Origin of the sequence: Bartonella tribocorum CIP 105476 (assembly GCF_000196435.1) — a bacterium.
Lineage (GTDB): Bacteria > Pseudomonadota > Alphaproteobacteria > Rhizobiales > Rhizobiaceae > Bartonella > Bartonella tribocorum.
This window is the reverse complement of the sequence record NC_010161.1, coordinates 520734-545896: the sequence shown is the minus strand read 5'-3', so window position 1 is coordinate 545896 and position 25163 is coordinate 520734. Positions and strand designations below refer to the sequence as shown.

General features: G+C 42.1%; 35 protein-coding genes and 2 pseudogenes. 24 read left to right on the top strand and 13 right to left on the bottom strand.

What is annotated here, in order from left to right:
- The first annotated feature begins 6 nt into the window (after nucleotides 1-6).
- The 7 genes and pseudogenes from BTR_RS02455 to BTR_RS02425 all read left to right on the top strand — a co-directional run bounded on the left by BTR_RS02455 (nucleotide 7) and on the right by BTR_RS02425 (nucleotide 7959).
- Nucleotides 7-549, top strand: coding sequence for a hypothetical protein (locus BTR_RS02455; protein ID WP_012230801.1), 543 nt, complete (start codon nucleotides 7-9; stop codon nucleotides 547-549).
- Entirely contained in the window at nucleotides 530-1195 is a 666-nt protein-coding gene (locus tag BTR_RS02450; protein ID WP_012231064.1) for a phage baseplate assembly protein V, read from the top strand. Before BTR_RS02455 ends, BTR_RS02450 begins: the two co-directional genes overlap by 20 nt.
- Nucleotides 1192-1533 (top strand): GPW/gp25 family protein, encoded by a 342-nt coding sequence (locus BTR_RS02445; RefSeq protein ID WP_038473244.1) that lies wholly within the window; start codon nucleotides 1192-1194, stop codon nucleotides 1531-1533. Before BTR_RS02450 ends, BTR_RS02445 begins: the two co-directional genes overlap by 4 nt.
- Nucleotides 1530-2357, top strand: a complete 828-nt coding sequence (locus BTR_RS02440; protein ID WP_012230798.1) for a baseplate J/gp47 family protein — start codon at nucleotides 1530-1532, stop codon at nucleotides 2355-2357. The genes BTR_RS02445 and BTR_RS02440 overlap by 4 nt, the downstream gene beginning before the upstream one ends.
- Nucleotides 2357-3463, top strand: a complete 1107-nt coding sequence (locus BTR_RS02435) for a phage tail protein (protein WP_012230791.1) — start codon at nucleotides 2357-2359, stop codon at nucleotides 3461-3463. Before BTR_RS02440 ends, BTR_RS02435 begins: the two co-directional genes overlap by 1 nt.
- A 1-nt stretch (nucleotide 3464) precedes the next feature.
- Nucleotides 3465-6608 (top strand): DUF4815 domain-containing protein, encoded by a 3144-nt coding sequence (locus BTR_RS02430; RefSeq protein WP_012230782.1) that lies wholly within the window; start codon nucleotides 3465-3467, stop codon nucleotides 6606-6608.
- Nucleotides 6609-6622: 14 nt separating this feature from the next.
- Nucleotides 6623-7959, top strand: a pseudogene (locus BTR_RS02425) (Bgr_08870 family protein).
- Between the two features lie 342 nt (nucleotides 7960-8301).
- Here BTR_RS02425 and BTR_RS02420 read toward each other — a convergent pair.
- Entirely contained in the window at nucleotides 8302-8481 is a 180-nt protein-coding gene (locus BTR_RS02420; protein WP_012230779.1) for a hypothetical protein, read from the bottom strand.
- Nucleotides 8482-8568: 87 nt separating this feature from the next.
- On the opposite strand from BTR_RS02420, the gene BTR_RS02415 reads away from it, so the two are divergent.
- Nucleotides 8569-8865, top strand: a complete 297-nt coding sequence (locus BTR_RS02415) for a HigA family addiction module antitoxin (RefSeq protein ID WP_012231063.1) — start codon at nucleotides 8569-8571, stop codon at nucleotides 8863-8865.
- A 9-nt stretch (nucleotides 8866-8874) separates the two neighbouring features.
- Here BTR_RS02415 and BTR_RS02410 read toward each other — a convergent pair whose 3' ends face one another.
- Nucleotides 8875-9261: a hypothetical protein gene (locus BTR_RS02410; protein WP_012231062.1), complete on the bottom strand. Its 387-nt coding sequence runs from the start codon at nucleotides 9259-9261 to the stop codon at nucleotides 8875-8877.
- On the bottom strand, nucleotides 9254-9505 hold the full coding sequence (locus BTR_RS02405) for a type II toxin-antitoxin system prevent-host-death family antitoxin (RefSeq protein WP_012231061.1): 252 nt from the start codon (nucleotides 9503-9505) through the stop codon (nucleotides 9254-9256). The genes BTR_RS02410 and BTR_RS02405 overlap by 8 nt, the downstream gene beginning before the upstream one ends.
- A 233-nt stretch (nucleotides 9506-9738) precedes the next feature.
- Here BTR_RS02405 and BTR_RS02400 point away from each other — a divergent pair, with 233 nt between their 5' ends.
- Together BTR_RS02400 and BTR_RS02395 are read left to right on the top strand one after the other, a co-directional pair.
- Nucleotides 9739-10017: a type II toxin-antitoxin system RelE/ParE family toxin gene (locus tag BTR_RS02400; RefSeq protein WP_012231060.1), complete on the top strand. Its 279-nt coding sequence runs from the start codon at nucleotides 9739-9741 to the stop codon at nucleotides 10015-10017.
- Between the two features lie 10 nt (nucleotides 10018-10027).
- Complete coding sequence (locus BTR_RS02395; protein ID WP_012231059.1) at nucleotides 10028-10369, top strand: HigA family addiction module antitoxin; 342 nt, start codon at nucleotides 10028-10030, stop codon at nucleotides 10367-10369.
- 45 nt (nucleotides 10370-10414) lie between these two features.
- Here the strand turns inward: BTR_RS02395 and BTR_RS02390 are convergent, their stop codons facing one another.
- Nucleotides 10415-10693, bottom strand: a complete 279-nt coding sequence (locus tag BTR_RS02390; RefSeq protein ID WP_012230777.1) for a hypothetical protein — start codon at nucleotides 10691-10693, stop codon at nucleotides 10415-10417.
- On the bottom strand, nucleotides 10690-11421 hold the full coding sequence (locus tag BTR_RS02385) for a phage antirepressor Ant (protein WP_012230767.1): 732 nt from the start codon (nucleotides 11419-11421) through the stop codon (nucleotides 10690-10692). The genes BTR_RS02390 and BTR_RS02385 overlap by 4 nt, the downstream gene beginning before the upstream one ends.
- 386 nt (nucleotides 11422-11807) lie before the next feature.
- Here BTR_RS02385 and BTR_RS02380 point away from each other — a divergent pair, with 386 nt between their 5' ends.
- From BTR_RS02380 to BTR_RS02340, 10 genes are all read left to right on the top strand, one after another.
- Nucleotides 11808-13019, top strand: a complete 1212-nt coding sequence (locus BTR_RS02380) for a phage tail sheath subtilisin-like domain-containing protein (protein ID WP_012230766.1) — start codon at nucleotides 11808-11810, stop codon at nucleotides 13017-13019.
- A complete protein-coding gene (locus tag BTR_RS02375; RefSeq protein ID WP_012231058.1) occupies nucleotides 13019-13525 on the top strand; it encodes a phage major tail tube protein in 507 nt (168 codons plus the stop codon). The genes BTR_RS02380 and BTR_RS02375 overlap by 1 nt, the downstream gene beginning before the upstream one ends.
- 1 nt (nucleotide 13526) lies before the next feature.
- Nucleotides 13527-13814: a phage tail assembly protein gene (locus BTR_RS02370; protein WP_012230764.1), complete on the top strand. Its 288-nt coding sequence runs from the start codon at nucleotides 13527-13529 to the stop codon at nucleotides 13812-13814.
- Nucleotides 13815-13852: 38 nt separating this feature from the next.
- Entirely contained in the window at nucleotides 13853-13924 is a 72-nt protein-coding gene (locus BTR_RS13365; RefSeq protein ID WP_081485993.1) for a GpE family phage tail protein, read from the top strand.
- Nucleotides 13921-16056, top strand: a complete 2136-nt coding sequence (locus BTR_RS02365) for a tail protein (RefSeq protein WP_012230763.1) — start codon at nucleotides 13921-13923, stop codon at nucleotides 16054-16056. The genes BTR_RS13365 and BTR_RS02365 overlap by 4 nt, the downstream gene beginning before the upstream one ends.
- A gap of 5 nt (nucleotides 16057-16061) precedes the next feature.
- Entirely contained in the window at nucleotides 16062-16442 is a 381-nt protein-coding gene (locus BTR_RS02360) for a phage tail protein (RefSeq protein WP_012230762.1), read from the top strand.
- The gene (locus BTR_RS02355; protein WP_012230761.1) at nucleotides 16439-16663 is read left to right on the top strand and encodes a tail protein X; all 225 of its coding nucleotides are present in this window, start codon (nucleotides 16439-16441) and stop codon (nucleotides 16661-16663) included. The genes BTR_RS02360 and BTR_RS02355 overlap by 4 nt, the downstream gene beginning before the upstream one ends.
- Entirely contained in the window at nucleotides 16660-17967 is a 1308-nt protein-coding gene (locus BTR_RS02350) for a phage late control D family protein (RefSeq protein ID WP_012231057.1), read from the top strand. The genes BTR_RS02355 and BTR_RS02350 overlap by 4 nt, the downstream gene beginning before the upstream one ends.
- 301 nt (nucleotides 17968-18268) lie before the next feature.
- Nucleotides 18269-18994, top strand: a complete 726-nt coding sequence (locus BTR_RS02345) for a Rha family transcriptional regulator (RefSeq protein WP_012231056.1) — start codon at nucleotides 18269-18271, stop codon at nucleotides 18992-18994.
- The gene (locus tag BTR_RS02340) at nucleotides 18991-19269 is read left to right on the top strand and encodes a hypothetical protein (RefSeq protein ID WP_012231055.1); all 279 of its coding nucleotides are present in this window, start codon (nucleotides 18991-18993) and stop codon (nucleotides 19267-19269) included. The genes BTR_RS02345 and BTR_RS02340 overlap by 4 nt, the downstream gene beginning before the upstream one ends.
- 43 nt (nucleotides 19270-19312) lie before the next feature.
- On the opposite strand, the gene BTR_RS02335 is transcribed toward BTR_RS02340, so the two are convergent.
- A complete protein-coding gene (locus tag BTR_RS02335) occupies nucleotides 19313-19633 on the bottom strand; it encodes an addiction module antidote protein (RefSeq protein ID WP_012231054.1) in 321 nt (106 codons plus the stop codon).
- Nucleotides 19620-19922 carry a type II toxin-antitoxin system RelE/ParE family toxin gene (locus BTR_RS02330; protein WP_006589072.1) on the bottom strand — a complete coding sequence of 101 codons (303 nt, stop codon included), beginning with the start codon at nucleotides 19920-19922 and terminating at the stop codon, nucleotides 19620-19622. Before BTR_RS02330 ends, BTR_RS02335 begins: the two co-directional genes overlap by 14 nt.
- 159 nt (nucleotides 19923-20081) lie before the next feature.
- On the opposite strand from BTR_RS02330, the gene BTR_RS02325 reads away from it, so the two are divergent.
- Genes BTR_RS02325 through BTR_RS02310 form a run of 4 tightly spaced genes read left to right on the top strand, consistent with a single transcriptional unit; the run spans nucleotide 20082 to nucleotide 21309 of the window.
- Nucleotides 20082-20744, top strand: a complete 663-nt coding sequence (locus BTR_RS02325) for a lysozyme (protein WP_012231043.1) — start codon at nucleotides 20082-20084, stop codon at nucleotides 20742-20744.
- Complete coding sequence (locus BTR_RS02320; RefSeq protein ID WP_012231042.1) at nucleotides 20741-20968, top strand: hypothetical protein; 228 nt, start codon at nucleotides 20741-20743, stop codon at nucleotides 20966-20968. Before BTR_RS02325 ends, BTR_RS02320 begins: the two co-directional genes overlap by 4 nt.
- Nucleotides 20901-21104, top strand: coding sequence for a hypothetical protein (locus BTR_RS13360; RefSeq protein ID WP_038473308.1), 204 nt, complete (start codon nucleotides 20901-20903; stop codon nucleotides 21102-21104). Before BTR_RS02320 ends, BTR_RS13360 begins: the two co-directional genes overlap by 68 nt.
- Nucleotides 21097-21309 carry a hypothetical protein gene (locus tag BTR_RS02310; protein WP_012230750.1) on the top strand — a complete coding sequence of 71 codons (213 nt, stop codon included), beginning with the start codon at nucleotides 21097-21099 and terminating at the stop codon, nucleotides 21307-21309. The genes BTR_RS13360 and BTR_RS02310 overlap by 8 nt, the downstream gene beginning before the upstream one ends.
- Before the next feature lie 124 nt (nucleotides 21310-21433).
- On the opposite strand, the gene BTR_RS02305 is transcribed toward BTR_RS02310, so the two are convergent.
- The 6 genes and pseudogenes from BTR_RS02305 to BTR_RS02280 form a co-directional block, all read right to left on the bottom strand.
- A complete protein-coding gene (locus BTR_RS02305) occupies nucleotides 21434-21715 on the bottom strand; it encodes a type II toxin-antitoxin system YafQ family toxin (protein ID WP_012230749.1) in 282 nt (93 codons plus the stop codon).
- A gap of 12 nt (nucleotides 21716-21727) precedes the next feature.
- The gene (locus tag BTR_RS02300; RefSeq protein ID WP_012230747.1) at nucleotides 21728-22003 is read right to left on the bottom strand and encodes a type II toxin-antitoxin system RelB/DinJ family antitoxin; all 276 of its coding nucleotides are present in this window, start codon (nucleotides 22001-22003) and stop codon (nucleotides 21728-21730) included.
- 119 nt (nucleotides 22004-22122) lie between these two features.
- Nucleotides 22123-22401 (bottom strand): hypothetical protein, encoded by a 279-nt coding sequence (locus tag BTR_RS02295; RefSeq protein WP_012231039.1) that lies wholly within the window; start codon nucleotides 22399-22401, stop codon nucleotides 22123-22125.
- A complete protein-coding gene (locus tag BTR_RS02290; protein WP_122364083.1) occupies nucleotides 22398-23102 on the bottom strand; it encodes an antA/AntB antirepressor family protein in 705 nt (234 codons plus the stop codon). The genes BTR_RS02295 and BTR_RS02290 overlap by 4 nt, the downstream gene beginning before the upstream one ends.
- Before the next feature lie 328 nt (nucleotides 23103-23430).
- Nucleotides 23431-23718 (bottom strand): annotated as a pseudogene (locus BTR_RS13760) (antA/AntB antirepressor family protein); the annotation flags it as partial.
- A gap of 271 nt (nucleotides 23719-23989) precedes the next feature.
- Nucleotides 23990-25147, bottom strand: coding sequence for a tyrosine-type recombinase/integrase (locus BTR_RS02280; protein WP_012231031.1), 1158 nt, complete (start codon nucleotides 25145-25147; stop codon nucleotides 23990-23992).
- Nucleotides 25148-25163 lie beyond the last annotated feature (16 nt).

Sequence of the window (25163 nt, the reverse complement as noted above, 5' to 3'; positions counted from 1 at the left end):
GCTCCCATGCATCCCCGCGAGAGGATAAGAGAAACATTTGTTGCTTTGATAAAGGCAGCAAAAACAGTAGCTGGTGACAATGTTTTCAATATGCGTGACTTCAACTTATTTATTGAGACAATGCCAGCTATTAATATCTCAACGCAAAGTGAAACCATTGAAGATGGACATGATTTTGGCTTAAGGCGGCGTGTTTTAACGGTGGATGTTGAATGCTATGCAACATGTGAAGAGGGTGCACGCTTTGTTGACCAATTAGCATGGGAAGTGGAGGAGGTTTTCCATGCCAACCCCAATCTTAACAACACTGTTGAGACATGCCGCCTGCAAAATATTGCTTTTGCCTTTGGTGATAATGGCGCCCTAGCGCTCCACGGTGCAATTTTAACCTTTGACGTGACTTATGTCACCAATATCCCCTGCCCTGATGAAGGAAATGCAACCGTAGGAGTTGTTGAACCCCTTGTCGGTTTTAAACCCGAAACAGGTATGGGAAACAAAGACAAATACCATAAAATTGAAGGTGACCATGTTAGAGCGACGCGATAAGGAGATCTCCGATTTAAAAAGACGCGTAGCCAATATGGTTGTGGTAGGGAAAATTAGCCATGTTGACCATAAAAACGCACGCTACCGGGTAAAAAGCGGCAGTCTTATCAGTGATTGGATTCCAGATACCCAAGCGCGTGCTGGTAAAACACGCTCTTATGAAGGGCGCGATGTTGGAGAACAAGTCATTGTTGTTTCATCATCAGGCGATTTATCACAAGGGGTCATTGTAGGCTCTATTCATACCGATGTGAACCAAGTAGCCGATAAAGGTAATATTCATAAAACACTTTATCCCGATGGCACCAGCCTTGAATATAATGATGAACAAAACACCTATGCCCTTAATATAAAATCGGGAGGAAAGTTTATCCTAACCATCTCTGATGGCGTATCACTCAAAGGAGATGCTGGTAAGCTAGAGCTTAGTGCACCAGAAGGCATCAAAATCACTTCAGAAAGTGATCTGAGTTTAAAAGCAAAGGGAAACATTTCACTCCATTCACAAGATGGAATTTCTCTTCATTCAAGCAATGAGGTTTCCATCAATTCAAGGGAATTAAAGCATAACAGCACCAATGTCGGAGCAACCCATGTTCATGGAGGTGTTTACCCTGGTGGTTCCATGACAGGAGGTCCGAATTGAACAGTGGAATGGACCGTACAACAGGAAAGCCATTGGTTGGCATAGAACATTTGCGACAGTCGATTATTGATATCTTGTCAACACGCATTGGCACACGGGTGATGCGACGTGATTATGGTTCACGTATTGGAGAACTCATTGATGCGCCGGTGAATAACGCCTTTGCTGTTGCTCTTTATGCCGCCGTTGCTGAGGCTTTAGACAAGTGGGAACCACGTTTTAAGCTGAAAAAGATTGATTTTAAAATACTTGGAACCGGACAAGTTTCTCTGTCCTTTGAGGGCATGTATTTGCCATCAGGAAAGCCCATTACCATGGAAGGATTATTGATACAATGAGTAGAGCGCTTGCAAAACCGGAAATTATTACAGAACTTTCTTTTGAGGAAATCCGCGCTGCTGTTCTTACCCATTTAAAAGAGCTTTTACCCGAATATACATTTTTGGAAAGTGATCCAGCCGTAAAAGTTATTGAGGCTTTTAGCTATCGAGAGTTGCTTTTAAGACAGCGTATTAACGAAGCGGCACGCAACAACATTCTTGATTTTGCAACCGGTGAATCCCTTGATGCTTTGGGAAACTGGCATGGTATTGCCCGCTTAGAGGGTGAGAGTGATGAGAGGTATCGTGAACGCATACAGCTTCATGCCCGTGGGGGAAACGGAAGTGGAACAGAACCCTATTACAAACTTATCGCCTTAACAGCCGATAGTCGAGTGAAAGATGCGATTATTTATCGTAAAGGCAAAAATCCAACCATCTATGTTGCTGTTTTTGGCAATAATGAAGAAGGAACAGCCTCTGAAGATCTCATACAAACAGTTTCACAAGCTCTTCACAGAAAAAATATCATCATGACCAATGATACCATTATTGTGCATGCTGCTGTTAAAAAAGTGCTGGACTTAGAAGCAGATGTTTGGCTGCTCCCGGAAACATCCTTGAAAATTCTCACGACAATGGAGGCAAATTTACGCACGGCTTGGAAACAAGAACAAGCCATTGGTCGCGAATTAAGCCTCTCGTGGTGGGTTTCAAAACTAATGATAACTGGTGTCCAGAAAGTGATTGCCATTACACCCACAAAGGACAGTGCGGTTTGTGATGAAGAAATCTTATCGATTGGCAAAATCACCTTAAACTTTAAAGGGCGGGCGCGCTAATGGTTGGCTCGCTTCTCCCCTCACATGCAACAGAATTTGAGAAACGCCTTGCCGATGCTTGCGACTTTCATCAAGATGTTGATGGGTCTGTTTTGGGGATTTCACGTGCAAAACTGATCACACGCCCTCCCCGCTTTTTGCCATGGTTGATTGAAGAATATGGACTTGGTGAACTCACACCTTATGTTCCAAACCTCTATGATTTGATTGATCAAGGGCTTGCATGGCAGCGCTTGCGTGGCTCTGTTGCAGCCATTGAGTTGGGACTTCAATGGTTAGAGCTTTCTGCACACTTTACACCCGCATGGTCAGGGCGTGCATGGTGGAATTCCTTTCAACTTTATTTTGATCAATTGCCTGAACAAAGCAGCCTTGAAGCCATTGAAGCCATTGTCGACCTTTCCAAAAGTTTGCGCTCTGATTTTCGCCGTAGCACCTATGGTTATGATGTGGAAACCATAGAGTGCGATATGTCACACCTTGATGACAGCATGCTGGATTTTGAGAGTGGCGTGCGCTTAACAGCTGGAGATACACTGTTTTCCTTTGGACGCACAACAGAAATTAATCACACGCTCACAAAACAAGAAGGCAAGCTTATTGGCAACTGGATTGATGACTTTGACGAGGAATTAAGCTGGAACCAAATCGATTACCCTTGGGAGTTGGCAAATTTCCCCTGGTGTTCGGTCAAAAAACACGAACGCGATATACTCATGGCAAAGTGGTTCCAAAACCGTCCCCTTTATTTGGCTTTAAGAGATCTCGATAACACTCTGATTGGCTATCGCAGATGCTATGCTGTACAGCCTGTCGAACAAGCGGTCGAGGGTGTTTACAGCCATTGCGGCAACAGATTTAATCCTTCCCCAACTGGCACCATGCTGTTTCTTGCAGCGCGCACAGATTTTGAGGATGTTGAGGACAAACAAGCCGCCTCTGTTTCCCTCCTCGTTCATGGTTGTCTCGCAGAACAAACACCCCCTGGTAAACTTTGGTTAGAGGCTGATGAACTACGTGGCGGTATAGAAATTCTCAAAACACCCATCAACATTCCTTTGCGTGCTGATGTTCGCGAACAATTCAAGATTTTATTGAGGTTTTAACATGAAACATGAAAGCGGACTACCCTTTGCAATTGATAGATCGGTAGGCAAAGATGAACAACAAAGCGTTGTGTTTTATGGCAGGCGCTCTTTTCTTCAAGGTGGTGAACTCAATGAAATGCAAACCATCATCAGGGGGCGTCATGACCGTTTGGGGCGCCTTGTGGCACAAGAAGGAGACCGCGTTGAACGAGCAGATGCCTTTGTCAATAAAGACACAAAAACCGTTACCTTAACGGAGGGCAAGATTTATATCGCAGGCGATATCTTTCCCGTCTCAAATGCTGTTCTCACGAATATTTCCATGATGGGGCGCGTGGAAATCGGTGTAAAGTTGCAAAAGAAATGGGTGACCTATGAGGATGATCCAGAACTCTTAGGACAAGTTACAGGGTCCTTGGCAGAAGGAGAAGGAGGTGCGGCACGCGAGGTCGCAAAACTTGTCTGGGCTCTCAAAGATGATGACCAGAAAGGGACATTTTTTCCGGTTTATATTTTGCAAGATGGCGTTTTGATTGATCAAAAATCCCCCTCACTGCTTGAACCCGCTATGCAAGCCATTGCGACGTATGATCGCGCTCATGGACACTATATCGTGGGGGGATGCCGTGTCACAGCTTTGGGGCAAGAGGGACAAAAGCAAGTGTTCAGTATTCAAGAGGGAGAAGCCAATATCAATGGTTTCAAACGCAAGCGCTTGGCTGCTTTGCGCTATGAAGAACTCGAGGACTTTTCGACAAGTGCCGTTCCTAGTGAAACCCATATTTTTGCACCTCCAAAGGGCAAGACAAGCTTTACCTTTAAAACCTATTACGCTCCCATTGCTGCTGTTCATTCCCTTTTGTTGACGAAAGAAAAAACCGTGACGATAACCCGTGGTGCGGTTGCCTCCGGGCGTGATGGGGTGGCGGACAAAAGTATCACCGCTTTTATCAAAATTGTTCAAGGAACCAAGGAATTTAAAGAAGGCAAGGATTTCAAAAAAACCGGAGACACCATTGATTGGGCGCCTATGGGAGATGAACCACTCCCCGGCAGTAGTTATAAAGTGACCTATCGATACCGCGCGAGCATAAAAGCGGATAAAGTAACAGCGCAGGAAATCACCGTCTCAGGAGGGGCTGAGGGAGGTGATATCATTGTAAGCTACACTTATAAACTCCCCCGCATTGACCGTATTGGTCTCAACACAGGAGGCAATGTTGTCTATATCAAAGGCGTCTCGGCAGACCAACCCATGGCTCCCAGTGTCCCGGATGATGTGCTCTCCCTTGCTACCATTACCAACAATTGGCTTAGCACCCCCCAAGTGGCTAATGATGGCACACGTGTTGCCCCTTATGATGAGATGTGGCGTTATTTTCAACGGGTGCTCTCTCTTGATCGCCTGATGCAATTAGAGCGCATTAAAAGTAATGTTGACTCTAAAGAGCCCGTTGCCAAAAAAGGCATGTTTGCAGACCCTTTTCTCGATGACAGTTATCGCGATGAAGGTTTTCCCCAAACAGGGGCTATTGGTCATGGCATTTTACAGCTTGCCATTGATCCAACCTTTTATACTGCCCCCCTGAACGCCCCTGTCACGCTTGACTGGACCAATGAAGTGATCATTGCGCAAGAATTGACAACGGCTTGCGAAAAGATCAACCCCTATCAAAATTTTGCACCTCTCCCTGGAATAGTCACCCTTACCCCCGCAACAGATTTTTGGCATGAACAGCGCACCGATTGGCTTTCAAGTGTCACCAATCAACTCAATATGGGATGGAATCGCGGGAGAACGATCCGTAACACGGAAGTACGTGATGACCTCATCAATGAGACTCGAGAGCAAATCGATTTTTTAAGACAAATTAAGCTGAATTTTAAGATTGAAGGCTTTGGTCGTGGTGAAATCTTGGAAAGCCTTACCTTTGATGGTGTGGATGTCTTACCCAACAGCCGCCTTGTTGCCGATAGCAAAGGCACCCTTGAAGGCATCTTTAGCATTCCTGCGAATATTACGGCTGGTACAAAGAATGTGATTGCACGAGGCAGAGGGGGCACCGTTGCAACAGGGCTTTTTACCGGTCAAGGGGTGATTGATGTAAAGGTGATGCGACGTACCACCACGGTGAAAATATGGACACAAGTAGACCCGCAAGCCCAAGTCTTTACCCCTGATGAAACACGGCAAATCACGGGGATTGATTTCCATCTTTGTAAAATAGGCAATCAAAACCATGATCTGGTGATTGATTTGGTCACCACCGAAAACGGTTATCCAACCGCTGATATTCAAGCCCAAACCTCCTATTCAATGAAGGGTGCCAAAACCGGCTGGGCTGGCGCACACTATGATGTACCCTTAACCGTCCCCGATGACCGTCTGACCGCCTTTGTCATTAAAACCGATGATGCGGATCATTCCGTATCACTGGCTAAACTTGGGGATTTTGATAAAGACAGCCAAAGATATGTCTCAAGCCACCCCTATGTGACGGGTCCGCGCTTTTCTTCTGTCAATGCACAAAGCTGGAGCGCCCATCAAGATGAAGCATTAGCCTTTCGGGTGTTGGCTGCACGCTACAGGCAAACAGAAAAGATGGTTGATTTAGGCACCTTTGATCTTGTGGATTGTTCTGATTTGCAAGTGCGTGCAGCGGTAGAATTGCCTTCAAGCGATTGCTCTGTCATCTTTGAAATTGAACGCAACAACGGCACGGTTTACCAACTGCTACCCTTTCAATTGCTAAGCCTTAGCGAATATATCAGTGAAAAGGTCAAGCTTCGCGCCATTCTTAAAGGCACAGAGAAACTCTCTCCGGTCTTATTTGCCCCGGTTCAGTTGATTGCAGGAAAGATTCATAAAACAGCAACTTATATCACGCGGGCTTTTTCCTTTGGGGAAAAGGCAAGGTTGACCAGCTATATCAAAACCTTCTTGCCAGGTGGTGCAACCTTTACACTCGAGATGCAGCTGGATGATGGGGCGTTTGTCCCTTTGAAACTCGATGAAACAGAGCAACTCGCTGAACCGCTTTGGACAGAGCGCAAATTTGTAAGCAGCGACAAAACAGCCAAACAAGCACGCCTTAAACTCACGCTTACCGGTGGACCGGCGGCGCGTTCCATGGTGTGTGATTTTGGCGCCGGTATATTATGAGGGGAGAATAAGAGATGACTAAAACCAAAAAACTCGACATGGAATTGCCACAAGAAGGGCGTTTTATCAGTTCTGAATTCCCTATTTTGCGTGAAAACTTGACCAAGATTGATCAGGCAATAGCGCAAGTTGAGGAAAAGGTAGACGAAAAGGCGCCTTTACAACACACGCATACCATAAGCGAAATCACAGATCTAGAAAGTGCCCTTAATGGCAAGATGGCAGCAGATAAAACCTTCACTTTTGCTGATTTAAGCGATATCGAGGGGGCTAAGGACGCCGCCAACAATTATGTTCTCTATAAATCAAGCAACAACAATTTTACCTTTGGTAGTGCTGTCTCACTGTTAGGTGCGCACCAACATAAGATTGAAGATATCGTGGGGCTTGATGATTTTAGAGCCAAGATCAATCAAGATCTGACCAGCTATGGTCGCCTCACAAGCCCAAATGAATGGAAAAATTACAATAAGTTTACCAGCAAAGTCACCATGAGTGGTGGTTTGGAGATCGTCAAGAATTCACCATTTAGCACATCTCCATTAGTTGGTTTATCCGCCGGCTCTACCGGGCTTAGAAGAAGTTTTTCAATCTCAGAATCAGTGGTTACCCGTTTAAGCGCAAATGGAAGCATACTGAAAGGACCACTAACCGTTGACGGTGAAAGAGTTTATACCAAGAGTGAAGTTGATGCCGCCATATTGGCAGGGATAAAGAGTCTTAAAAAAGATTTGACCGATAAAATCACCAATTGGCCGGCTCTTGCCGATGCTGAATTGCTCTAGATGGCAAAATTGAATGGCCCGATTGGATCACGGATAAAACTAAAGTCGAAATTACAGCCTGGGGTGGTGGCGGTAGTGGCGGTGGATCGGATACTCCATATTTGGGAGGCGGTGGCGGTTGCAGCGTGTGGTATGGCTATAAAGCAAGTTTAAACGGTCATGAGGATATCATCATTGGTAAAGGAGGAACTTCTGTTGCATCGCGCGGTGCAACAGGTAATTCTGGAGGAACAACAATCGTTGGAAAGAATTTTATTACCGCTACAGGAGGATGTAATGGAACTGCTGCTTATTATAACATATCATCAAGAACGGGTTACTCAGGCTCTGGTGGCGCTGGAGGAGTTGGTGGAAATTTGGGTTTAGCAACAGACGAACATCCAGGACTTGCCAAAGGCGGCAATGGTTATGCTGGAAGCGGTATAAGTGGTAACGGTGGTGATGCTGGAGGCGATACATCAAGAGGTGGCTCTGGTGGGATGGGACAAGGTTCCCATAGTTCAGGAAAAGCAGGACGTGGTTTTGGAGCTGATGGCGCTGTTCTCATAAGATTGTGGAAAGATTAATTACATAACCAAAGAGAGCACAATTCAAATGGTGCTTGTTGTATAAGCGAGCGTATATGATTTTCTTTCTTTAAAGCCCCCTTTGAAGATCTTTCAAAGCCCTTTAAAGGGCTTTTTTGACTGACAGTGTCAGTCTTATGAGAGAGTGTAGATGATTGTTATGGTCTCTCCATTGATTTGGAGAGCAAAATGACAATAGAATTTAAACTTCGTATTCACTTTATTAAGGATGGTAAGAGATCTGAGTTTTTAGCAATATTTGATCAGACAGTTATTGGTGTGGTTGTAAAATCCTTGATGTTGACGTGCAAGTTTATTCCCTCCATGAGTTTGTGCTTCTCTTTACGCATGAGTTGGAGAAACAGGATAGTGTTCGGCTTCATAAGCTTCAATTAACAAAACAAGAGTTTTCATTTGATCAAATTCTGGAGTCCCCTCTTGAGGTTGATTATCAAACATTGCAGACACAATTTCTAAGGCTTCTTGATAATCTTGTTCAGTGCGAATAGGCTTGATGTTCATTTTTTAAATTTCTTTAAATGGTATAATATCGATGGCATATTGTTTAAATTGTAACGGTTTTAAAATTAATTGCAAAGAAGACTATCCATGACCACACGTAATCCTAATCGTTGTCCTTCTCATCCAGGAGAAATTTTAGCTGAATCCTTAGAACATTTAAATGCAAGCAAAACCGAAATTGCTAGGATTCTTCAAATAACACGCCAGCACTTGCACGGTATCCTTAAAGGAGAACGTCCAGTCACAGCCGTAACAGCAGCTCGCATTGGTAAATTGTTAGGAAATGGACCAGCCCTTTGGCTACAGCTTCAAGCCAATTATGATGCTTGGCATGCTGAACGTGAAACAGATGTTAGCAAAGTTCCGACACTCCATACTGTTTAATTGTATAACTCAGTCTCTAGAAACTTTTCCAAGTGGCTTTATTGCTTTAACTTCTTTAATTTTAAGTGCAATTTTACGCATAAAAGCAAGACTAAAACGCCCTTGTGGTTTTAAATCTTCAAAGTCAAACAAAGATTCGCAAGAAACAACATTAAATTCATCAACACGTACCCAAGATTGCTTTTGCAAACCCACACGTTTGCATTCTATCTCAGGTACTTTTAAGCTAAATTGCAAATTAACTGGCTCTTGAGAAGTGATAGGAAACAAAAAAAGATGCTTTTCAGTTTTAACCATGACACAAGAAGGACGCGCTTTACGCCCTGAATGTTCACCTTTTTGCGCTTGTTCGTGCCATAAATAATAATACCGAACAACATCCCCTGCTTTAAACATGTTCATCACTGTTTAAAATGTCATCTAAACCACGATCTAAATCATCTAATATATTTTGCGGTGCATCTGCATAGGAAAAAGATTGTACACTAGAACGCGCTTTTATTAATTCATGATATAAATCAACAGGAAGCATAATGATTTTTTCACGCCCTCGTTTTGTCAAAGCAACAGGTGTTGACATAGCCTCGTCTAAAATATCACCTGCCCCGCGGTTGACATCTGTAAAACTATATTTTTTCATAACGATAGCCTTTTAATAGATAATACGTATTGTACGTATAATATGTATTATGTAAAGATATTTTACAACGTACTGGAGAAAAAAACATCTTTTGTAATTGAAATAAGTCACTCAAGGGGGGCTATTAAACTCCTCCTCACCTTAAATAAAAAAACTTAAGCGATAGGGCTTTTTTAGCACATGCAATGTAAGCTATTTGTTGACATTTATAGTCTTTCACGCTATATAAAGGAATGATTAAAACGTTTAAAAGCAAAACATTGGCAGAATTATTCAAAACGGGAAATTCATCCAAGATTGATAAGAGACTTGTAAAACGTATCATGGTTCGCCTTGATCGTTTAGATTTTTCTGAAAGACCAGAAGATATGAATCTTCCAGGATTTAACTTTCATTCTTTGATTGGATATTCACCCACTCGTTACACTGTCCACGTTAACGGACCATGGTGTATTACTTTTGAATTTGACTCATGTAATGCTTACCGTGTTGATCTTGAACAATATCACTAAGGATACAGTTATGAATGACATTCCTGCACAAAGAGATAAAAACCGCTGCCCTACTCATCCAGGAGAAGTTTTAGCAGATATTATTCCTGAGACAGGCAAAACAAAATTAGAAATTGCACAGATGCTCGGTATATCACGCCAACATCTTTATGATATCCTGAAGGCAAAAAAGCCTGTTTCTCCTGCTATTTCTGCTTGCCTTGGAAAAATGTTTGGTGATGGAGCTGCCATATGGTTACGTATGCAAGCCAATTATGATGCTTGGCATGCAGAGCGGGAAACAGATGTTAGCAAAGTTCCAACACTAACAGCTAGAGAAATGAATGCGCAAATGGAACATAGCCATTCGTAACCTTCTCCCCGCCCTAAAGACGGGGAGATGAGTCATGTTTTTTAATTAAGCAACCTTTTTAATGGGGCTGTCTAAATTGGGTTCGTAAGATTTTAACAAAGACTCTATAATCGGAGGTGGTCTTAAAGTTCCAAAATTTGTAATCATTGCCAAAATTTTCAGTGCATTTGGGGTTTCGTCTTGAAGCTTAAAAATTAAAGCTTTTTCTATCGCATCCATAGTCTCAATGAGAGTATTAAAAGCCTTGTCTTCAATATCATCACGATCAGAAAATTGATACAACGCCATCCACAAATCGCATAAAAAGTCTATACTGGTATTCATTGCACACCTCCATGGATTTGTTCTCTCAAACATGCCAATCCTCTGGATGTGATTTTTGTTGAAGGGAGTACCTTTTCTGTACCATCCGGTCTTTGAATGGTGATAGCAGGACAATCCATAAAGCCTTTCTTGATTTTATCCTGATAAGGTAACAAAGGCGCCCCTGGAGCCCGTCGATAGACCCAATCATGTTTACGCAAGTAATCCGTTAAATCCTTTGGTCGCACCTCCAACATCTTTGCCGCTTCAATAAGACCAAACAAACCATCAGAACGTTTTAAACCTTCCAAAGCTTCGGCTTTTGGTGTCAATTCTGCAATAGCATGATCTTTTTGCTCGATTTGGCTTTGTAGATGATTCAAAACACCCAGTAATGCTTCTGGTTTGGAATAATCAACTTGTGGAGTAGCGACTTGTTTCAAAAGCCGTTCACATTTGATAAAATATTGACGAGCTTCATGCCCTTTATCATTACGCTCTATCATTGAAAGGTGTTTAGCCATGTCTAAGGTAATGTGGTATTCTTTTACCTTTCCACCGTTTACTAAATTTTTAGTAAGCGTTATAAAGTTTATATTTTCCTGAAACTTATATTCTTTAATGCGATTTTTAATCCAATCATTGAAGCGGGCTTTTATCTCTAAAAACGCATGCAAATCGCGTGCATTAACAGTTTGAACAGTTTCTTGATCAATAACCTGTTCTGATATTTCTATAAGTGTGTTCATAACGAACTCCTTGGTAATAGAGGTTTTTCATTGACACTCTAAAGAGTGTCGGGCGCTGAAAAACACGGTACCAAGTCCGTCGTTACGCTTTCCCCGAAAGGGTATTGTATAGCATAACCACACCCGACAGAATTATTATACGCACGTAGCATATAACGAGTCAAAGTATTTAATGTGCGGAAAATAAACTATGTCGGTAGTTTGTCCGCTTGGTATTTAAGGCGTTTTTCAGGCACCTGATTCGAAAATACACATTGCATAAATAATGTCAAGCACCTTTCTATATTTTTGTTAATTTCATCTATAAATGCTGGACGCTTAAAACACAGCAATCATCCCCTTCGTTTCCCCATTCATTTCTAGCCAATATTTCAAAGGAGTATAAAATGGCAACAGGTTTTTTACACGGTGTTGAAGTCGTTGAGGTTGACGACGGCACCCGCTCCCTTCGTGCGGTTCAGTCTGCCGTTATCGGAATTGTTGGCACAGCACCCGATGCCGATGAACAAGCATTCCCCCTCAACACACCGGTTTTGGTCGCAGGCTCTCTTTCACAAGCCGCAAAACTCGATAAAACGGGTAAGCGTCAAGGTACATTACCCAATGCCCTTGATCTGATTTTTAAACAAGTAGGAGCAATTGTCGTTGTCGTCCGTGTAAAAGAAGGTGACGACGAAAATGCAACACTTACCAATATTCTAGGCGGTGTAAACGCAAATGGCGCTTATGAAGGTGTTCATGCTTTCATTGGAGCACAATCCATTGTAGGACAAACACCACGTATTCTGATTGCGCCAGGCTTTACACATCAACGCCCTTCCAGTGTGGGTATTGAAGGGAATGAAACTGGTGCAACTGCCAACCCCGTCGCAGCAGAACTGATTGGCATTGCAGAGCGTTTGCGCGCCATTGTGGTGCTTGATGCTCCAAACACAACAGATGAAGCAGCTCTTAGCACAGCAAAGGATTTTGATTCAAAACGCGCCATTCTCATTGACCCGTTTGTAAAGGTAAATCGTGCTGGAAAGATCATAGAACAGCCGGCAAGTGCAGCGGTTGCTGGTGTCATTGCCAAAAATGATTTTACCCATGGCTTTTGGCATTCCCCTTCCAATAAAGTGATCAATGGCATTGTGGGAACTGCGCGCCCCATTGATTTTTCCATTGGGGACAGATCAAGCCGTGCCAACCTTTTCAATGAACAAAACATCACAACAATCATTCGCGAAAATGGCTATCGCCTTTGGGGCAATCGCACACTCTCAAGCGATACAAAATTTGCTTTTTTATCCGTGGTGCGCACCGCGGATATGATCAATGATGCTATTTTGCGCGGACATCTATGGGCTGTCGACCGCAATATCAAAAAAACCTACATGCATGATGTCAGTGAAAGCGTCAATGCCTATTTGCGTGATTTGAAAGCACAAGGCGCTATTCTTGGTGGGCGTTGTACGCCTGATCTAGAGCTTAATACAGCAAGCGCCATTGAAAGCGGAAAAGTCTATTTCAATGTGGAATTTACCCCGACAACACCCGCAGAACACATCACGTTCCGTTCACAAATCATCAATGATTACCTAGAGGAGATCTTTTAATGACCGTACCTGTTTTACCAAGAGTTTTGAAATATTTTAACATTTTTGTCGACGGTATTCCCTATCAAGCAAAATGTGAAAGTGTCACCCTACCAAATTTGAGTTTGGTCGTTGAGAGTTATCGCGGCGGTGGCATGGATAGCTCCATTGAGGTTGATCTTGGTCTTGAAACCCTCACGCTTAGCATGACCATTTCTGATTGCTCTCCAGAATTAATGGCACTGTTGGGACGCACAGATGTCAACATCTCATTGCGCAGTTCAATGCAAGCACAAGGCACACCCGCAGAAGGTGTTGTCATGACCATGAGAGGACTTTGCAAAGGCTTTGAAATGGCAGAATGGCAACCGGGAGGCAAAGCAACTTCTACAGCAACATTCACATTGCAATATTTCAAATATGTCCAGAAGGACATTGAAATCGTTGAGATAGACGTTCTCAACTTGGTGAGAAAATTCAATGGCGTCAATCAACTCGCAGACCACAGAGAAAACATAGGATTATAAAATGACTATACAACAAAGTGTTACCCATCAATTGCTTATCCCTATTACCTTTGAAGGAAAAGAACACACCACAATTACCTTACAGCGCCCCAAAACAAAAGATTTGCAAGCAATCGACAAAAAAGAAGGCGTAGAGCAAACAATCGCTATGATCGCACGCCTTTCTGGATGGCCGCATGAGGCTATCAGTGAACTTGATATCAATGATTTGTCAAGCATTGGAGAGATCTTGGAGTCTTTTATCAAACGGCGGGATACCTCGACTGGGAAACCGCCGCAAAACTCATAGCCGATATCGCCATTGTGTTCCATTGGTCCCTTTCAGAGATGATGGAAATGGAACCACAAGAACTCATATTCTGGCGAAAACAAGCAGCAGAAAGGTATAAGACAAAATGAGTGAAAAAGTTGCCGATGCAAAGGTGAAATTGTCTCTTGAAGACGAACTCACCGCACCTCTTAAACGTGTACAAAAACAATTTAATACATTGTCAAAAACACTCTCTCATAGAATGGGTATTCCGCGCTTTTCTGCTGCTGTAAAAAACATGACAAAAAGTCTTCATGGTGTTCAAGGTGCTCTTAGCACAGCTGCAAGTCGTGCTTCGGTCTTTACCGGTGTCTTAGGGCTTGCTGGTGGGGGGCTTGTGGCAAGTGTGACCGCCCTCACCATGAAAACCATGCATCTGGGAGATAGTCTTCACCATGCCTCACACCATTTAGGTATGAGTGTTGCATCACTTCAATTATGGGGTGATGCTGCTGATAATTCAGGATATTCTGCCGAACTCTTTCAACAATCCTTGGCAACCTTAAATAGGCGTTCTGCGCAAGCATATGCTGGACAAAAAAGAGGCATGATGGGATTTGAAGCGCTTGGTATTTCTGTCAAAAATGCTTCTGGCAAACTCAAATCAAATTCTCTCTTACTAGAAGAAATTACCGAAAAAATGAGTAAAATGAAAAATCAAGCACAAAGACAGCATATTGCTGCTCTGCTGTTTGGGGGTGATGGTAAAGAGATGGCATCCATGCTTGCACAAGGCATGGCGCCCATCAAAGAGCTGTTTGCAAAGGCGAGAAAAGGAAAGTGGCTGATAGGCGCCGATGTTGCACGCTATGCCGCAGATTTAAGTGACAAGCTTGGTGCCTTTAAGAAAAAAATAGGTGGTATCGCGAACTTTCTTGGTGCACGCTTTATGCCCGTGATCAATGATATGGTTGACGGTTTTTCAAAGTTGATTGATGAAAACCGTGACCTCATTCAAACAACCGTTGCGAGCTGGGCTAAAACCTTAAGAAAAGTCTTGCAAGATTTGCTTAATCCTACCTCTGATTTAAGAAAAGGTATCAGTGATCTCACAGAAAGGATTAAAGGCTGGTTTCAATGGCTAGAACCTCTAATTGGTGAAATAACTCTTTTCAAGGTGGGGCTTGTCGCTCTTGGTTCCTTCATTTTTGGTCCACTCATTGCCGCATTAACAGCCGTGGGAGTAGCGTTTGTTAGCCTTGGCTATACTATGATGACCACCCCTATCGGTTGGCTCATTGGCGGTATTGCAACACTTGCTGTACTCTATAAATATTGGGATAAACTCAATGGCTGGATAGCAGCATCTTTAGCTGTAGTTGGAACAATTCTTATCGGATCATTCATTGCAGCAATGGTCCCGGCTGCTTCCGCAGTTGCGGGTCTTGCGGTATCTCTTGTAACTTCACTTATTCCAGCAATAACCGCCGTTGGTTCTGCTTTTATATCGCTTGGTGTTGCTATCATGACCACACCTATTGGCTGGATACTTGGCGGCATTGCAGCTCTTGTTGCTGCCGGATATCTGCTCTACAAAAATTGGGACACAGTCATAAGCTTTATAAGCAAGCTATGGGATTCTTTTGCAAGCTTATGTAGTAATGCTTTCAATAACCTCTTGGCGCTCTTTAAAAACTTTTCACCACTCTCTTGGATTTCGAAAAAAATCAATGAACTCATTGAATGGCTGTTCGGTGTCGATTTAATGGAAGCAGGCTCCAATCTGATTAATGGGCTTTGGGATGGCATCAAAAGCAAATGGAACGCTCTGTCTGACTGGCTCAGCGGCATGATGAGTAAATTAACCAGTTGGATGCCAAACTGGATGAAAGAAAAGTTAGGGTTTAATGTTTCAATCAACAAAACTTCAACGCAGACCATTAAAACCTTTACCGAAGAAACCAATACACGGGCAAAAAAAATGCTCGATACAGCCGTGGTTACAAATACCCCCCCTGAAAAACGCAAAAGTGGCTTTAATACAGGGGGCGTTGAAACAAAGCATATGGAAGCTCCAAATACAAAAGCGGGCGCCTTCAAAGCTCCCAAGCCCATTACCGTTCATAAGCCGGTAGAAATCGATGCCCGCGTGATGATTTCAAATTTAAATATTTCCGTCCCCAATGGTCTTAAAGATGAAATCAGAAACGCAGTCAATCAAGCCCTTGAACACTATGCCAAACAACAGCGCTTGGCTATCGCCTCTAGCCTTTCGGATTAAACATCATGATGTTAGCTTTGGGTAGTTTTATCTTTTCCATTGAAACGGCCGCTTATCAAACCCTTGACATGTCTTATGGTGTTCCATGGGTCGAGCAAGGGCGATTGGGGCGCAAAGCTGCTCTTCAATTGCCTGCTGTGGCAAATGCAGAGTTTTCTTTAACCGGTGTGATCTATCCAGATTTTAAAGGCGGTCACGGACAAATCGAGTATTTGCGACAAATGGCGCATAATGGTCCTCATATCCTTGTGACGGGTCAGGGGAAAATTTTAGGAAAGTTTGTCATTCTTTCCGTAGAGGAAAAACAAAGCATTTTTCACCAAAATGGGACCCCAAAAAAACAAGAATTTACAATAAAGTTGAGAGAATATGGTGAAGAGCTATGAGTGATCTTTACGTGACAAAAGAAGGCGATATGGTTGATGCCATTTGCTGGAAATACTATGCCAAGGGTCAACAAGCCCTTGCTGTTGAACGCGTTTATGCAGCAAACTTTGGTCTTGCAGACTATGGACCCATCTTAAAAGCAGGCATCACAATCGTTTTGCCAACCCTTCCCTATCCTAAAGCCACACCGGTGATTAGAATTTGGGGCAGTCAATCATGAAACCTTTTTGCACAGTGATGGCAAATGGAGAGGACATCACAAGAACTCTGATGGACTATGTCTTATCGATTGAAATTACGGATGAAGCAGAAGACAAAAGTGACCGCATCACCATAGAACTTGATGACCGCGCGCGTGAGAGCGACAATGGCTTTCTTGATATTCCTCTCATCGGAACAATCATTTCTGTCACACTTGGCTATGAAGGCGGCAAAAACCGCGATATGGGAGCCTATCTGATTGATGAAATCTCTGTAAGCAGCCCCCCACAAAGTTTAAGCGTGACAGGACGCGCCGCCTCTATGAACACGTCTTATAGAACACCCAAAAGCCAATCCTATCACCAACAAACCCTTGGCAGTATTATTCAAGAGATAGCACAGCGCAATGGCTATACACCAAAAGTTGACCCTGCTCTTGCAAAAATTGTTGTGCGTCACATTGACCAAACTTCTGAAAGCGATATGGCTTTTGCCACGCGCCTTGCAGAAGACTATGATGCGGTAGCAAAACCCGTTGATGGCAAATTGGTGCTTGCCAAACGGGGTGAAGGCAAAGCCATCACTGGTGAAACACTCCCCGTTATTGTTATCCATGAAAAACTCTGCAGCTCTTGGGATTTTAAATACAGTGCGCGTGATGAAGCAGGAGCGGCCAATGGCTTAGCAACAGAGGCAGGAGATGACCAAAAAGCCGCCGCTGATGCACGAGAACCAGAAGAAGTTGATAACAGCGAAGATGTTATCCATATGGATGAAAGTGACGCCCCCAATTTGCCTAAAGCAGAGACGGAAGCCAAAACACCTGAAAATCAAGAGCAAGAAGAAGAGAAAAAAGGCGGTGTACTTGCAAACTATCATGATATCCGTACTGGTGAAAAAAAGGAAGTCAAGGTTGGCAAACCACCGTTTCATGAACTTAAATATACCTACCACAATCAATCAGAAGCTGTTGGGGCCATTGCGGCTTATCGCAATAAATCATCGCGTGGGAAATCTTCTTTCTCATGTGATATTGGTGGTGATCCCTTTGTACAAGCAGAAGCAAAGCTTGTTCAAGAGCCCCCTTTCCGCCCCTATATTCCAGCAGAATGGCGCATCAAAAGTGTTAAGCACAAGCTTGATAAAACAGGTGGTTACACTACAAAAATAGATTGCGAGCTTTTTGATGAAACCCAAGAAGATGCGGCTGGAAACGTTGCAAACACCACACCAGATAAAGATGATACCCTTGATCCAAACGCCCCACCTAACGCATGTGATGAAGGCGAAGGCGTTATCCATATGGATGAGGAGGCTATGTAAGCAAAATTAAAAAATTATAGAAATTTTCTTGACAATCTGGCGACAATATGAATAATCGAATCAGGTGCCTCAAAAACACCTTAAACGAACAGCGGATAGATTGCCGACACAATCTCTTCTCCACACATTAAAGACTTTGACTCATTATATGCTACATGCGTATAATAGATTTGTCGGGTGTAGTTACGCTATACAATACCCTTATGGGAAAAGCGTGACGACGGACTGTTCGCCGTGTTTTTGAGCGCCCGGCACTCTTTTAGAGTGTCAATCAAAAACGTCTAATCGAGCAGGAGTTGACATGAATACCTTTATTAAAATTACCGAAAACGTTGCTAACGACGCAGCGGTTCCGACTATGTCTAGTCGTGAGATTGCCGAATTGTGTGGTAAAAGGCATGACCATGTTATGCGAGATATTAAGAGAATACTTGAAGAATTATACGCTGAAAGAGGTCTCCCCAAATTTGGGGGCACCTATTTAGACAAACAGGGAAAGCCTCAAAACTGCTATAACCTGCCCAAGCGTGAATGTTTAATTCTCGTGTCTGGTTACAACACTGCCTTGCGAGCAAAAATCATTGACCGTTGGCAAGAATTGGAAAAGCAGGTAGCAACACCACAAGTTGATTATTCCAAACCCGAAGCATTACTTGGTGTCTTAAATCATCTACAAAGTCAAATCGAGAAGAAGGATAACACCATTGCAGAATTAACTCCAAAAGCAGAGGCTTTGGAAGGTTTAAAACGTTCTGATGGTCTGTTTGGTCTTATTGAAGCGGCAAAGATGTTGGAGGTGCGACCAAAGGATTTAACGGATTATTTGCGTAAACATGATTGGGTCTATCGACGGGCTCCAGGGGCGCCTTTGTTACCTTATCAAGATAAAATCAAGAAAGGATTCATGGATTGTCCTGCTATCACCATTCAAAGACCGGATGGTACAGAAAAGGTACTCCCTTCAACGAAAATCACATCGAGAGGATTGGCATGTTTGAGAGAACAAATCCATGGAGGTGTGCAATGAAGATAGATACCAACTTCTTATGTGATTTATGGATGGCACTGTTTAAATTTTCCAATCATCGAGGCATTGGAGATGAAAATTGTAATGCCATAGTTGAAGTTATGGAATTGATAGAAAAAGTTTTAGTTTTAAAACTTCAAAATGAACTACCCAATATTACAAAGATTTTAGCAATTCTTACAGATTTTGGAGCTTCAGAGTTACCGCATAGCATGGATTCTTTATTGCGCGCTTATAATCCAGATTCAGAGAACCCCATTAAAAAGGTTGCTTAAGTAAATATATACTCCCTCCTCGTTCTCAAAAATGGGGAGGGGATTAAGAGGCTTCTTCTAAAGCTGTTTGCTCTTTACTATTCTTTTGAATAGGCGTTAAACTCATTTGTAAATCTAATGCACTTAACACACTAAGAAAAGTAGAAAGGCGTGGATCACCTTTATCGCTTAAAGAACGATAAAGAGACTCGCGATTTAGTCCTGTCTCTTGAGAAACAGTTGTCATTCCTTGTTTACGCGCAATAATACCTAATACATGTGCAATATAGCCACTATTTTTGGTTTCTAAAGCATCATCTAATAAGATCTTAAAGTCTTCAGGTGTATTAAAATATTCACTTACATCAAATTTAGTAATTTCCATGTTTCATTTCCTTTACTAATTGAAGGGCTTTTTCGATATCTTTTTGTTGTGTGGATTTATCACCAGCATTTAATAACAAAATGATTTGTTTCCCTTGTTTTACAAAATAAATCCTATAGCCTGGTCCATAATTTATTTTTAGTTCACCAATGCCACGGAAATATTTCACGTCTCCTAGAAGCCCATATTCAAGGCGGAAAATACGTGCAGCAATTTTCTTTTGCACTTGTTTGTCTTTTAACGAGTCTAACCACTCTGTAAAATAGTGTGTTTTTTTAACAATAAATATTTGTAGTTTATATGCTACATAATAGATAATGTCAAATACATTCTTTTGTTCCGATGAACAAGTTACATAGGTTTTAACAAGCCAACCTTCCGAATGGGAAAGAGGTCAATTTTTTAATCCAGCTCTGCTTTTTGCGGGGCTTTTTTATAGGAGCAATACATGAGAACAATATCACCAGAAGGACTAGCACTGATTAAACAATGGGAAGGCTTGCGTTTGAATGCCTATAAAGATGCCATTGGGGTATGGACCATTGGTTATGGACATACAAACAATGCCGGAAAACCTTTTGTTCATAAAGGCATGACAATCACTGAAAAGCAAGCTGAAGAACTTCTTTGCCAAGACTTAAAACAATTTGAGAATGCTGTTGAACGCGCTGTTACGGTTTCCTTAACGGATGAACAATTCGCGGCATTGGTTTCCTTTTGCTATAATGTAGGAACAACAGCGTTTTGCAATTCGACCCTGTTAAAAAAACTCAATAACGGTGAATATGAAGCAATCCCTATCGAATTACAGAAATGGACCAAAGCCGGTGGAAAACGCTTGCAAGGTCTTGTACACCGACGTGCAGCAGAAGCAGGATTATGGGCGAAAGGTGCTTTTGTTTCCTCGAATTACCAAACCGTAGAAACGCAAGCACCAACAGGGCTTTTCAAAGCCGAAGCCCTTGCACCAGTCATTGGTTCTTTTTCTGGACTTGGCGGCTTATTAGCAGGCAACGGTCCAGTGCAATGGGCGCTCGCCACTATCATGGTTTTAGCTGCAGGTGTTGGTCTTTTCTTTGTTGCTAAACGTTTTCAGGAACACCGTTTATGATCTTATGGATGAAAAGAAATCTGCTGTTAACAGGTGCGGCTTTAGCCGCTCTTTTTATAGCTTTAGCCAAAGCTTTTACCCTCGGGAAAAAGGCAGAACAGCAAAAGCAAACAGAAAAAACCTTAAAGGCAACAACAACACGGCTGGAGGTGGAAAATGAAGTTAATCAGAAAAGTGATGCTGATGTGCGTGCTGCTCTCTCTCGTTGGTTGCGGGACAAATAAGTATGTCTCTTGTGTCGGTTGGTTGCCAATTTATTTAGAGAGGCAAGATGTTGACGTCATCAGTTCGAGCTTAGCAAGAGAGATCTTAAAGCATAACAAGCAGGGCGAACGTGTGTGTGGGTGGAAACATGGCTAGGAAAAGAACACAAGACGATATAGAACTTACAGAAGGAGAAAAAGAAATCCTTCAAGAAATCATCATGACCTACAAAAGTATAAAAGTGATGTCACGTTATACGAAATGGATTGTACTCATTATACTCTTATTAGCACTTGATTTTTCACGTCTTATAGATGCTGTAGAAAATATTTTTACACAAAAACCAAATATCCGACTCTAAATACACTCTGAAACGTGCAAAACTGTTTAGCAAATGAATTATCAATTTCGCACGCCTCACAGATGCGAGAGATAATATCGTTTTACACATCTCAAACAGTGGTTTTCAAAAACTTGAAAAATTATCATAAACGCAGTTCAGAATGTGAACCAAGCCGTAAAAGTTCTAAAGTTTCATCATCAGGCTTTCGATAGATCAAAACGAGATCTGGTTTAATATGGCAATCACGACAGTTTCGCCATTGCCCTGTTAGTGCGTGATCTCTCCACTGCATTTTTAAGGGTTCGTTTTCCGCTAATGCTTTGATCACAAGCAGCAAATCTGTCTCTAATGTATCAGCATACCGCCCTTTACTTTCACGTTTCAGATCACGCCGAAAAGATTTAGTATAAACAATTTCCCGCATCGCTAGCCAAAGTCACTTTTCAGACTTACATACTTCGGCTTTATCATCACGAATCATGGCTCGCAGACCATCCAATGACGTACGTTCAACACGTCCCATTTCAGCATCCTCAATAGCCTGCAATGTTTCCGGATTAGGTTGAAATAGATCAAGTGGCAATGCTCTATCTCTAGCAATACGGGTCATAAACATACGGACCGCATCTGATACAGTTAAGCCCGTGGATTTAATAACTGCGCTTGCAACTTCCTGAACTTCATCAGGTATGCGTGCTTGAATTTTACCCATTCGCTTAAACCTCCTATTTATTTGTACTACAATGTACTACATCTAAGGCTGATGTCAAGAGATTTATCCAATAATCCCCTCCCCGCTTTTGAAACGGGGAGATGAACATAATTTATGACTTAAGCAACGTTTCTAATAAGGTTCTCGAAATTTGATTCATAAGCGCGCAATAAAGAATTCATGCTATGCGGTAACTCTGAAGCTCCAAAATCTGTAAGAACTGTTAAGATTTTAAGTATACTTGGCATCTCATCTTGAAGTTTTGAAATTAAAGCTTTTTCTATGACACTCATAGTATCAACCAGAGCTGTACAATCTTTGTCATTCATATTTTCATGTCTAGACAATTGAGATAATGCCATCCACAAATCGCATAAAAAATCAATACTGGTCTTCATTGCACACCTCCATGGATTTGCTCTCTTAAACATGCCAATCCTCTCGATGTGATTTTTGTGGAAGGGAGTACCTTTTCTGTACCATCCGGTCTTTGAATGGTGATAGCAGGGCAATCCATGAATCCTTTCTTGATTTTATCTTGATAAGGCAACAAAGGCGCCCCTGGAGCTCGTCGATAGACCCAGTCATGTTTGCGCAAGTAATTCGTTAAATCCTTTGGTCGCACTTCTAACATCTTCGCTGCTTCAATAAGACCAAACAACCCATCAGAACGTTTTAAGCCTTCTAAAGCTTCGGCTTTTGGCTTGAGTGTACTCACCTCATTTCTTAAGTCTTCTAATTGATTGATGCTCTCTAAAAGGAGCTGTTTAATCGTAAGAGGATTTTCCAAAGCATTGGCAAGATCTACTTGTGGTGTTGTCACTTGCTTTGCACGTTTTTCACATTCTATAAAATATAAACGAGCTTCTCTACCTTTCTTATTGTTCTCTACCATAGAAAGTTCTTTGGCTACACTTAAGGTGAGGTGATATTCTTTTAATACCACATTTTGACGTTCGCCAATTTTGGCGAGCGTTAAAATATAATCTCTTTCCTCTTTAAAATCATATTTATTGATACGATCTTTAATCCAATTGGAAAAATCCCGTTTTACCTCTAAGAATGCATGCAATTCGCGTGCACTAACGGTTTGAACAATCTCTTATCCAATTGCTTGTTCTGATATTTTAATGAGAGTCATTGTGACCCCCTAGTTGTTAGATGTTTGTTAATGACACTCTAAGAGAGTGCCGGGCGCTAACAAACACGGCAACTAGTCCGTCGTTACACTTTCCCCGCAAGGGTATTTTATAGTGTAACCACACCCGACAAACTTCCTTATACGCTATACGCATACAATAAGTCAAAAATTTAAATTTGCGGAGAAAAGATTGTTTCGGCAATCCATCCGCTAGTTGCTTAAGGTGTTTGTTAGGCACCTGATTCGACAATAGACATAATATTGACATGTTGTCAAACAAAAAATTAAAAAATTGACGCGCTTCATGTCCTTTATCATTACGTTCGATCATGGAAAGGTGTTTAGCCATGTCTAAGGTAATGTGGTATTCTTTTACCTTTCCACCGTTTTCTAAATTTTTAGAAAGCGTTATAAAGTTTATATTTTCCAAAAACTTACATTCTTTAATGCGATTTTTAATCCAGTCTGCAAACTTTGATGTGATTCCTAAAAATGCATGCAAATCACGTGCATTAACGGTTTGAACAGTTTCCTGATCAATAATCCGTTCTTTAATTTTTATAAGAGTGTTCATATGAACTCCTATCGATTAGAGGTTTTCTATTGACACTCTAAAAGAGTGCCGGGCGCTAGAAAACACGGTCGATAGTCCGTCGTTACACTTTCCCCATAAAGAGTATTGTATAGCGTAACTACACCCGACAAATCTATTATACGCATGTAGCATATAACAAGTCAAAGCCTTTAATGTGCGGAAAAAAGATTGTTTCGGCAATCTATCCGCTATCGATTCAAGGTGTTTTTCAGGCACCTGATTCGACAATAGACACATTGTTATAAGCCTGTCAAGTCGCTCCTGTTATAAATGCAGCCCACTGTTCCAAGAGAGCATGTCGCTGTTCTAAAAAGTCCGTTCGCATATAAGCTTTTGTCACTGAACTCCCAACTGAATGCGCAAGAACAGTTTCTGCAATCTCAAAAGGTGTTGATGTTGTCTCTGCTATCCAATCCCGTAAGCTGGAACGAAAACCATGGGGACGATAAGTCAAACCACAAACTGTCATATATTTTGCCATGCTTGCATCAGAAATTGGCTTGCCTGTAAGACCAGAAAAGAGAAAACCATTTTTTTCAAAGGGGAGGGATTTCTCAATCACTTTCAAAGCTTCATGACTTAATGGCACGCGAAAATCTGAAACTTTCCCTACAATGCCCTTCATATTTTCTTTGGGTATTGTCCATATATTTTTATCTATTTGTTCAAGACGAAAATAGCGCAATGGATATGACCGTACTCCTGTCAAAACAAGTAACTTCAGTGCTAAATTTGAAAGGATATTATCATCTAAGCTTTGATAAAATGCCGGAACTTCTTGCCATGGCATAGCAGGGATATTTGTTGATGTTGCACGGGGTTTTCCTAAAAGGGCGCGTGCTTTCATACAAGCTTGTAGATCAACGTCCAAACCAAGAGCCGCAGCATATTTCAAACAAATGTTAATACGATTAAGTGCTTTTCGTGCTGTGTCTGCTTTTTCATGCCAAAGAGGAGCCAGAACATTGCGAATGATATTAGCCGTTAATTTTTCTATAGAGAGGCCGCCTATGTGTGGAATAACATGCAATTCCAGCGGAGAAAACCAGCGCCCATTTTTGCCTTCATTTTTTAACTCTGCTTTTTTACTTTCAAAAGCCGCAGTTGCAATCTCACTGAATATGTTGCTTTGCTGTTTTAAGACGGTTTGTTCTCGAAAGACAATAGGGTCATTGCCTTCTCTGAGAATAGCACTATAATGCTTGGCAAGTTCGCGCGCTTCTTTCAGAGAAAGTTGTGCAACTGGACCGAGCCCCATTTCACGGCGTTTGTTGTGGTATGTATAACGAAAGAACCAAGAGCGCGTATTGTCTTCTCGAACATTCAACCATAGCCCTGCTCCATCACAATATTTACCCTGAGAAGCAGACTTGACAAGTAATGCTGATAATCTATGGATTCCCCTCACTTAATTTCCCTTCTCG